Annotated in this window: 1 protein-coding gene; it reads left to right on the forward strand. The window is 42.5% G+C overall.

The window, feature by feature from the left end; genetic code table 11:
* Positions 1 to 245: 245 nt before the first annotated feature.
* A partial coding sequence (locus EKM76_RS12860; RefSeq protein WP_225417949.1) for a hypothetical protein occupies positions 246 to 3,435 on the forward strand: 3,190 nt, incomplete at its 3' end.

Genomic DNA, 3,435 nt, shown 5'->3' on the forward strand with positions numbered 1-3,435 from the left:
TTTGACGCGATCAAGTATGAAAACTAATCAAACTAACTAAATTAAGTCAAACTTGGCTAGTCATGACTAGCCCAAGTCGTGAATATAGAGAAATTACGTAAAACTGATAATTTGGCCAATCAATTTGATGCATATGCATAATTCAGGATGATTTAGGTAAAGTTTATGAAGCTGGTCGGATTGCCAATGGGGTCGATACTTCGAAGGATATCCATTTAGACGTTCCTTATGACGTAGGGGAGCGTGTGTTTCTTCCTTATTCACAAATCCATGTTGATATTTCAGAATTAACAAAAACAGAAACACCCTATGGCATTGATATCACCGATCCGAGTGTTTGGTGGATTGATAGTAAGGATGTTGACAATAATTTTCTTGGCTTTGGTGGTACTGATAACGCACCTGATCATATTGATGATGCTAATTATCAAGCTGGGTACCAAGCGTTTATTAAACAATGGGCCAAAATTCAAGATGCGTATTTTGAGGCTCTGGGTGCCGGCTTAAAGGCTGATCTTACTTCTTCTAATTTATACGCGAATTCAGTTGCCTATAATAAGGATGCTGTATCCGGCTCCAATATGCCGGCAGACGTTGATGGTATCGGGATTAATGCGTTTAATGCCGATGCTGCCTCTCAGGACAAAAAGAATATTTGGAAAATCTATGAGGATGCTGCTGCTGTGGAAGCGAAAGTCAAGGATCCAACTTCGGAACTTTATATTGCAGCTACCTCGGATAAAAATTCAAATCCGGTCCAGGCAGTTCATGATACACTGTGGCAACTAAATCACGTTTTTGCAGCTTATATTCCAATGTTCCAGCCGGCAATTCAGTCTTATATGGAAAAAGCAATTTTGGGTAACCCAGTATCCTTAGGCGGTCAAAATAATTGGGACGTTCAATTTTTAAATGATGGTACCACGTTTGCTGATATTACCTATACCATTATGAATGGATACTCCTATGGTGCTCTTGGTGCAACTACTGACTTTATTGGTGATATACCATTTCCACAAATATTCTTCTCGCAGTATATAACTAACGTTTACACTTCGATTCGTAATACTATCGAAAGAGCTGATTATATTGCTGCTATTGATGGCCAAAATGATTACCTACATGATTTGTTGCAGGATAAAACGGCGTTTGATACAGCTAAGAAGCTTTCTGAACTAAAAGCATCAAATAAAACAAGTACAGCGACTGATCGGAATGGTGGCAATAAAGCGTCATTTGCTGATTCTCACGGTGCAGCAGATACAACAAAGTTATCGCATGATGGTTTTTACTTAACCACCGCGCAGTATCTGAATAACAGTACGGTAAACATCAAAGAAGCGGCGCTCCAAGCTGCGATTAGTGGCAAGCCACAAGACGCTAGTGCTTATTTGTTAACAAAAACCAATACCATGGTCACTAACCTTAATAGTGATGGTACGTCTCAATCAGCTACGGTTGTCCTAGATAATAAAGGCAATGAATTTGCTGACTATTCTGGTAACTTGACCGAGACGAACAATTTAATTAAAGCGGTCTATGATGCAGAATATACAGCCGTCCAAAAAGCCATTGCTGATTATAAAGCTGATCCAACAGCAACTGGTAAAAAGAGTTATGAAATCAAATATACTCAGTATACTGATGACTCTTATTCTTCTGAATGGGTAGCAACTGATGCTAATGATGGGACATTTTCATGGACTAGCCCAGTTTCGATGAATGATACTAAAAACTGGTATACTCCACACATTGGCGAAGCAACTGACTATAACAAAAAGACTACGGATACCTATTACAGTGCTGGTAACGAAGAGAAAGATACTGGTAGCGTTTATACATCATATACATTAGATGTATCTGATTATAATAATATGTTTGACTATTTAGTAGCGACTACACCGGCTTCAGCAACAGTTGACTACAAAACCAGCGATGGCGAAATTGTCGATACTCAATACGTTTTAGGGAACGTTAATACTCAAGGAACGCATGTTATTACCGCGCCAGCAGGGTTTGAAATTGATGACCCTAACTACCCTAACTATGATATTAATAATCCGGCCACTATCACTATCACTCTGACTGATGATAATACTGATAACATTACGGTCTACGTTTCAGCTATCATTTACACACCAAGTAATCCTGGTGACGTTACTGGTACCGGTGTTACTTATTTAACCGGAACTGCTAACCAAAAAATTACCTATGTTGCTGGTGAAGGTGTAACTAGCGCTTTGCCGGCTGACGCGACGTCAACCGTAAATATTTACCGGACGGCTAGTTTGGATAAAGATGGCAATATCGTTTACACAAACTGGACAACCAATGCAGATGGGATTGCAACTGATGCTGGTAATGCAGTTTTCGAAGCAATCGATCTAACCGCCGTATCATCGCCAGCAACTGTTAGTACAACAGTCAACGGCGTGGCTGTGAAAGATGCTAATGGTAATGTTGTTACTGATGGTCCTATTACCGCTAACTTATTCGGTAACGAGCGGGCAACTAACCCAATCGATAATACACCATCAACTGGTGATGACGATAACGAGTATCTAGGTAAGACAACTGAAGAAAAATTTGATGTTGTACGGACCGTTACGGTAAGCAAAACAGTTACAAAGGAAATTACTAATACAGTGACTTATACTGGTGCTGGAGAAAGCACACCAGCTGGTAAATCGGTTGTAGTTACTTGGGTTCAAAGTACTAATGATGCTGGCGAAACGATTTGGACGCCAGAAGCACCTGCAGAATCAGATGATGTTACTGTTACAGTAAATCTAAACGGTAGTTATACGATCATGGTTGCTTCGCCAAAAGTTACTGGTTATACGGCTGATCCGGTTGCAGCAACGTTTACTTTAACGCCAGATACAATTGCACCAATTGCTCAAGATAAAAAGGTAACTTATACTGCTAATAGTGAAACTGAGATCCCTGAAGGTGGCATCAAGACCCCAGGTGGGACAATCGTCACGCCAGGTGGAACAACGACTATGCCAGGCGGTACAGTCACGACACCAGGTGAAAACACGGTTACCCCAGGTGGTACGCAAACTACCCCAGGTGGGACAATCGTCACGCCAGGTGGAACAACGACTATGCCAGGCGGTACAGTCACGACACCAGGTGAAAACACGGTTACCCCAGGTGGTACGCAAACTACCCCAGGTGGGACAACGATCACCGAAGGTGGCACGATCACAACGCCAGGCGGCACCGGCGTCACTCCAGGTGGAACGGTAACAACGCCAGGTGGAACTACTGTAACGCCAGGTGGGACAACTACAACGCCGAATGGCACAGTTACGACACCAGGTGAAAACACGGTTACCCCAGGTGGTACGCAAACTACCCCAGGTGGGACAACGATCACCGAAGGTGGCACGATCACAACCCCAGGTGGGACCGTAGTTAATCCAGGCG

Origin of the sequence: Loigolactobacillus zhaoyuanensis, assembly GCF_003946385.1 — a bacterium.
In the GTDB taxonomy this organism is placed as follows: domain Bacteria; phylum Bacillota; class Bacilli; order Lactobacillales; family Lactobacillaceae; genus Loigolactobacillus; species Loigolactobacillus zhaoyuanensis.